Annotated in this window: 7 protein-coding genes; 1 reads left to right on the plus strand and 6 read right to left on the minus strand. The window is 41.5% G+C overall.

Going from position 1 to position 6690, the window contains the following annotated elements:
- Positions 1-65: 65 nt before the first annotated feature.
- The 5 genes from GX654_14985 to fabG are packed head-to-tail and all read right to left on the minus strand — an operon-like array spanning position 66 to position 5005.
- Positions 66-326, minus strand: coding sequence for an acyl carrier protein (locus GX654_14985; GenBank protein ID NLD38168.1), 261 nt, complete (start codon positions 324-326; stop codon positions 66-68).
- On the minus strand, positions 319-1554 hold the full coding sequence (locus GX654_14990; protein NLD38169.1) for a beta-ketoacyl-[acyl-carrier-protein] synthase family protein: 1236 nt from the start codon (positions 1552-1554) through the stop codon (positions 319-321). The genes GX654_14985 and GX654_14990 overlap by 8 nt, the downstream gene beginning before the upstream one ends.
- Complete coding sequence (locus GX654_14995) at positions 1536-3035, minus strand: NAD(P)/FAD-dependent oxidoreductase (GenBank protein ID NLD38170.1); 1500 nt, start codon at positions 3033-3035, stop codon at positions 1536-1538. Before GX654_14995 ends, GX654_14990 begins: the two co-directional genes overlap by 19 nt.
- Positions 3032-4252, minus strand: a complete 1221-nt coding sequence (locus GX654_15000; GenBank protein ID NLD38171.1) for a beta-ketoacyl-[acyl-carrier-protein] synthase family protein — start codon at positions 4250-4252, stop codon at positions 3032-3034. The genes GX654_14995 and GX654_15000 overlap by 4 nt, the downstream gene beginning before the upstream one ends.
- 24 nt (positions 4253-4276) lie before the next feature.
- Entirely contained in the window at positions 4277-5005 is a 729-nt protein-coding gene (fabG, locus tag GX654_15005; GenBank protein NLD38172.1) for a 3-oxoacyl-ACP reductase FabG, read from the minus strand.
- A 400-nt stretch (positions 5006-5405) separates the two neighbouring features.
- Between fabG and GX654_15010 the strand changes: the two genes are divergently transcribed.
- Entirely contained in the window at positions 5406-5585 is a 180-nt protein-coding gene (locus GX654_15010) for an addiction module protein (protein ID NLD38173.1), read from the plus strand.
- Here the strand turns inward: GX654_15010 and GX654_15015 are convergent.
- Complete coding sequence (locus GX654_15015; protein ID NLD38174.1) at positions 5582-6589, minus strand: transposase; 1008 nt, start codon at positions 6587-6589, stop codon at positions 5582-5584. The genes GX654_15010 and GX654_15015 overlap by 4 nt on opposite strands.
- Positions 6590-6690 lie beyond the last annotated feature (101 nt).

Consider the following 6690-nt stretch of genomic DNA (forward strand, 5'->3'; position numbering starts at 1 on the left):
AAAAATTTTCCGGCAAATGGCATTTATCATTTCTTTCATAGGATGGTAATGAAAAAGGATTATTATTATCCCTTCCTGATCTCATTACTTTTTTTAATTACAAAATTATGTATGTCACCAAGGGTCCTGATATCACGGATATCCTTTTCTTCGGTTATTTTAAATTTGAATGCATTTTCAAGTACAATAACCATATCAACCATATCAAGGCTGTCCAGTTCGAGGTTATCAAAAAGATGTGCGCCAGGGTGCATCTTGTCTTTATCCAGCTCAAACTCCTTAACCAGGGCACTGTTTATGGTATCTATAATTTCATCATTAGTCATGCTCACAGCTCCGTATAATCAGACATGAATTTACCCCTCCAAGGGCAAAATTATTCTTTAAAACACATTTAATATCCCTTGTTTCCAAGGATTTAACAAGGTTTACTATCTTGCATAAATCATCAATATTTTCAAGGTTTAATGTTGGTATTACCTCTTTTCTTTTTATCATATGGATAGAGGCGATCAATTCAAGGCTTCCGCTTGCGGCCATTGTATGGCCAATATGTCCTTTAAGACTGCTTACAGGGACATTCGCGCCAAAAACCTCGTATATTGCCCTGCTCTCTTCAATATCCCCCTGTATGGTGCCTGTTGCATGGGCATTCACATAGTCAACATCATGAGGAGAAATATTTGCATCAGACAATGCCTTTTTCATACACTCTATCAGTGATTCAACGCTGGGATTGGCTATGTTTTCAGGATTTGAGGTAGAGGCAAATCCTATTACCTCTGACAAAATCTCTGCACCCCTCTCTTTAGCGGATTCAAGGGTTTCAAGCAGCAGTATACCGCACCCTTCAGAGCAGACTATTCCATCCCTGTCATGATCAAATGGCCTCGGGGTTTTTGATGGAGATGCATTATAACCGGTTGAAGCGGCATTGATCAGATCAAAAGACATAGTGGTAAAGGGGTGATATTCATCCGCTCCCCCGCACAGCATATAGTCCTGTTTGCCAAATGCTATCATCTCATAACCAATGCCAACTGCCTGACAACCTGTGGAGCATGCGGCAGAAGGGGCTATTACCCTACCCTTTAAACCAAGGACCTGAGAGACATTAAAGGCGCAGGAATGGTTCATCAGCTTAAAGAAGGTTGTTGATCGCATGTTCTCCATGTTTTTATTAACAAAGTAATCATTAAAAAAATTAACAAATGTATCAATGCTGTTTATTGTTGACCCAAGGACAATACCCATATTTTCATTTGAATAATTTTCAGGAAAAATGCCTCCCATTGAAAGCGCCTCCTGACAGGCAAGCACTGAGTATACTGACATATCAGACATGGAACGTCGAAACTTTCTAGGTATAACCATCGGGTCTATATTTTTAACTTTACCTGCCACCATTGAGCGGACACCTTCCATGGATTCAAGATCAGGATGACGTATTATCCCGCTCCTGCCTTTTTCAAGAGAATCATAGAATATTTCGCTCCCCTGCCCAAAGGGTGAGACAGCGCCCATCCCTGTTATAACTACTCTTCTTGGTTCCATCCTCTTAATGCTCCTCTAAGATAATCATGCCCCAGTATATTGCCGCATGCCAGAAAGGCAGAAACAAGCGTGCCTAAGAGGCCAGGGGCAATAATGGACTGCCCTGCCAGATATAAACCCTTGATACTTGTAATTGGAAAAGGGTTATACTGATCTATCTTGTGTTTTGCGCCATACATGCTGCCAGAGGGGTTTCCACTGTAATCTCTCAAGGTCAATGGTGTTGAAAAATCAACTGCCTGTACCTTTCCCTTGAGTTCCGGGTAGTATGACACAAAATATTCCAGCATCTTCTGGCATATATTGTCCTTGAAATCCGAATAACCCTGCGGGCGCTTTCCCCTGGTTGAATCACCCCACTGTTCCACCTCTTTTATTGAGGCGGGGCAGATCATTATAAATCCTTTTGTATCACCTTCATTAATTTTATTACCTGATAGAATTATATTAACAGGACGATTTTCCACCTCTTTACTGTAATCGCCAAATGCATTTCCATCAGCAGGTACAAGGTACAGACTGGGTCCAATCAGTTTTGCAAGATCAATTTCAGTTACTCCATACAGTATAAATGCTGAAGGGGTCTCATCAAGTGTACTGATCCTCTTAATATATGAAGGTCTAAAATATTTATCAGGAACAATATGCATAATCTGTGAAGGGTGTATAGTAGATATTATATTTTTTGCGCTGATCTCTGTTCCATCTTTAAGAGCTATTCCCTTCAGCTCATCTGCAGATGAAAATATCAGCCTTTCAACCTCACTGTTTAAAAATATGTCAACGCCATTTTTCAGGGCTCTCTTTTCATATGCATCCACAAGGGTGGTGCCTCCTCCATCAATATAATTTACAGATTCATAATATGGCCCGACTATATATGCATAATTGTTTAATCCCTGCTCACAGGGAGGCACACCATTTAAAAGAGAGTGTATACTCAAGACAGATTTAAGATAAGGATTATCTGTGTGACGTGACAGAAAATCATAAAGGCTGATCCCATGAACATTTTCAAGGATATTCATGGCCTTTATATCAGCATTAAGGTTAATAAACGGGAGTAGAGAGCACTGCCTTTTTATCTCCTTAAAATATGCATCGATAAGGGAGGTATCATCAGGGAATACCTGTTTGAGAGAGACTGTAAGCTGTTCCAGACCCTTAGGAAACCTGAATTCAAATGAGGAATCACTGAATCTGACAGTATCATAATAATTATTTTCAGTTGAAAACAGGGTTAGGTGCTCTGAAACACCCAGATAATCAAGCATAAGCCTGCTGCTATTACCTTTCCCTATTCCACCAGCATGATGAAAACCAGTGTCAAAATAGCAGCCTTTTCTCCTGAAACCCCTGATAACAGGGCCTGTTCTAACAGATTTCTCTACCAGAGCGGTTTTAAGACCATTTTTTGAAAGGATAATCGAGGAGGCAAGCCCTGATAAACCTGCGCCTATGACTGCACAATCATAGCTCATTGATCTACCCGTATAACAAGGCAGGAATTGGTCCCGCCGAATCCGGCTGAGTTGCACAGTATATTCCGGGGTGAATAATCCTTTGTCTCTCTGACTATATTAAGTCTTTCGAGGGCTGCATCAGGTTTTTTAAAGTTTATGTTTGGGGCAATAAACCCCTGCTGCGCCATAATAACAGAGTATACTACCTGTGAGGCCCCTGACATCCACAATTCATGACCTGTCATGGATTTTGTTGAAGAGATAAAGGGTGTTTTTTCGCCAAAGACCTTTAAAATATTTGAGCCTTCTGCCGCATCCCCTGCCGGTGTTGATGTTGCATGGGCGCAGATATAATCTATTTCAGTTACAGTTATTCCCGCACCCTTTAATGCCATCTCCATTGCCCTGGCTAGGCCGTCTCCGTCAGGTACAGAGAGGTTTGAACCATCAGATGAAAAACCATAACCCGTGATTTCACCTAGTATCTTTGAACCTCTTTTTTTTGCGAGATCATATCGCTCAAGTATAATTGCAGCGGCTCCACCGCCCGGTACAAGGCCATCCCGGTTTATATCAAAGGGTCTGCTTGCAGCCACTGGATTTTTGATATTAACAGAAAACGCGCCAAGGCCGTCAAAGCTGCACATGGATTCCCAGTTTATCTCCTGTGCCCCACCGCAGATAATACGTTCCTGTTGCCCGAGGGCAATAAGGTTTGCAGCCTGACCTACTGCATGACCGCCACTTGAACAGGCCGAGCTTATGGTCCAGCATGCGCCTCTGGTTTTAAAAATCGTGTTCAGGTTCATGGTTATGGTTGAAGTCATTGAGCGGAATACAAGACCGCTGCCTATGGATTTTGTCTCCCCTGACTCCCTTAACATCTCTACCTGTTCGATAGCGGCAATACAGCTTGAGTCACACCCGAATATGATGCCTGTCTCCGGGTTCCGGATTGCCTTTTCATCAAGCCCGGACATGTTAATCGCATCCATTGATGCAGCATATGCCTGCACTGCAAAATCAGGCATGGTTTTTCTCTGCTTTCTTGATAGATACGCATCAGGTGAAAAGCCTTGGATTGCTCCGGTCAGAGGGCTTCTGAATCCCATCTCTTCACGGGTTGCATCAATGACAATACCTGACCTGCCTTCACGCAATGAATTTCCCACTGTCTCTATATCATTACCCAGACATGAGATTATGCCTATACCTGTTATTGCCACTCTATGCATCTGTTAACCCGGTATCCCTTTCATTTACATGTATATGCCACCATTAACCGAAAAGACCTGGCCTGTTATATATGAGGCGTCCTCCGAGCATAAAAAGGCGACAATACCGGCAACATCTTCAGGTTTTCCAAACCGGCCAAGGGGTATCATTGGCAGTATATTCTCTTTTGGCAGCCCCTCTGTCATCTCACTTTCTATAAAACCGGGCGCTACAGCATTAACAAGCACATTGCGTTTTGCCACCTCTTTAGCAATGGATTTTGTCGCACCTATTAGCCCTGCCTTTGCTGTAGAGTAATTCACCTGGCCAGCGAGCCCGTTCTGACCGGATGTTGAGGTGATATTGATTATCCTCCCCTCTCTTTTGCGGAGCATGCTGTTCAATACAATTTTTGTAACATTGAAAAACCCGTCAAGATTGATCGCAAGGACATCGTTCCACTCCTCCTGACTCATCCATATCATAAGTGCATCACGGCTGATACCGGCATTGTTGACAAGCACATACGGGGTTTCAGTTTCAAGCATGGGTTCAAGGGTGGTTTTTACAGCATTCATATTGGTTACATCGAATTGCAAAAGGCTGCATTTTACACCTTCACCCCTGATATCTTCTGCAATCTTCTCAGCCTTTGCCTGATTTTTGTTATAATGCAGCCAGATATCAAACCCCTTTTTAGCAAGAGTAAAGGCAATAGCAGAACCAATACCCCCGCTCCCTCCGGTAACAAGCGCAATCCTTGATTTATCCATTTTTATCCCCGGAAAATTAACTCAGATTTTTGTTTTAATTATTAATAAATATTCATTTTACTTCTAGCAGGATCAGCCAAATCATTGTTTTTTAAACCTTTTGTTGATCCGCCATCGCACAAGGCTATGGCTAAACAAGAAGTTGAATGCTAATGACTGACCGCTCACATTAAAAACGACAGTTTTTAAATGTGCACTATTTAACATAATTAATTAGTTTTTCATATATTAATTAGTTTCCATCCGGAAAGAGGTTATTTTCGGGTATAGCCTTTAGTCCGGCTTCCCACGAAACTGAAGCAACAATGGCTACTTGGGAAAAGATATATAATTTTTTCCCTTGCATTCTTATGGTGCTGCTTTAGTAATAAACAGCAATAATATATTACTGAGGTAACATATGAGTAGAATACAAGATTTAATTGATGAAGCTATTTCTCTTCCTATAGAGGAAAGAGCTTTCCTTGTAGATTCTCTGCTTCGAAACATGAATCCTTTAGACGAGGAAAACGACAAAAAATGGGCGACAAAAGCGAAAAGTGTGGTCATGGGGACAATCCATAAGATTCTAAGTTATTAGCCTTTCAGCTCAATACCCCTGGCTTTTGCTGCTGACTTGCCCCTGTCTACAGCATAGCCTACTGCCGGCTGGGATATACCTAATCTTCTCGCTATGGATGTCATGCTTTCACCAAGCTCTCTTACGCACAGGTAACAGAATACACTCCTTGCCTCAGATATACTGCTCCTCCTGCTGCCTGAGTACATATCTTCCTTTTCAATCCCATATCTTTCTAAAACCAGCTTCTCTACAAACTTTATATCATAACCTTTCTTTTTAAGCCTGTATCTGCGGTCAAATGCCTCATTTGCTTCGGCTATTACCTCTGTTATGAATTCACTGTCTCCAAGTATCCTCTCATCACCCTTTATTCTCTCATTCTTCTTTAACGGGTTTTTCCTCACCTCAGACCATCCCCCAAGGCTTCTTATCATCCCTCCGCCGACCAATTCAGGTCTTCTTCCTTTTTCTATGCCCTCCTCTACAAACCTTACATATTCCTTTCTGGCCTTTGATAAGCTTTTATTGAAATATCCCAGTACATATTTTACATCCTGCCACTTTCTTTTAATGTTATTCATGATTGTAATATGACCTGAGTATGGATATTTATTGAGTTCAGGTATTCCTGGTAGCAGTTTTGCCCGTAATGGATTAAGGTGGATATACCTTACCAATTCAAGCAGATAATTATCCTCCTGGCATATAATGGATTTATATCGGTTCTGAAACAGTTGGCCGTGGCGTTTGTATTTCTTATTAAAATAGACAGCATACCCAGTAAGGAGTCTTCTCATTACTTTAGATACGCCTGCTTCACCGCTTCTTAATAAAAAGTGAGCATGATTTGGCATGAGGGCAAAGGCATAGCACGATGTTTTGGTTTCTGGAAGAATAATGGATAGTCTTTCAAGTAGGTTATCCCTGTCTTCATCCTCTCGGAATATTTTTTTTCGTTCTATGCCCCTGATCATTACATGATGTAATACCCCTGGGGCGTCTAATCTGGATTGTCTTGGCATAATGCCCAACTTCACTACCAGATCATTCTATTTATGTCAAGTTATTTTGTTTCTTATGGACGTCCCACTTTCCACCATAAGAATCAAAATAACCTATTTAT

The organism is Desulfatiglans sp., from assembly GCA_012513605.1.
Lineage (GTDB): Bacteria > Desulfobacterota > DSM-4660 > Desulfatiglandales > HGW-15 > JAAZBV01.

What these genes read in the sequence shown, in the direction of transcription:
- GX654_15010 (NLD38173.1), top strand. Translation starts at nt 5,406, where the DNA reads ATGAGTAGAATACAAGATTTAATTGATGAAGCTATTTCTCTTCCTATA.
- GX654_15000 (NLD38171.1), bottom strand. Translation starts at nt 4,252, where the DNA reads ATGCATAGAGTGGCAATAACAGGTATAGGCATAATCTCATGTCTGGGT.
- GX654_14990 (NLD38169.1), bottom strand. Translation starts at nt 1,554, where the DNA reads ATGGAACCAAGAAGAGTAGTTATAACAGGGATGGGCGCTGTCTCACCC.
- fabG (NLD38172.1), bottom strand. Translation starts at nt 5,005, where the DNA reads ATGGATAAATCAAGGATTGCGCTTGTTACCGGAGGGAGCGGGGGTATT.
- GX654_14985 (NLD38168.1), bottom strand. Translation starts at nt 326, where the DNA reads ATGACTAATGATGAAATTATAGATACCATAAACAGTGCCCTGGTTAAG.
- GX654_14995 (NLD38170.1), bottom strand. Translation starts at nt 3,035, where the DNA reads ATGAGCTATGATTGTGCAGTCATAGGCGCAGGTTTATCAGGGCTTGCC.
- GX654_15015 (NLD38174.1), bottom strand. Translation starts at nt 6,589, where the DNA reads ATGCCAAGACAATCCAGATTAGACGCCCCAGGGGTATTACATCATGTA.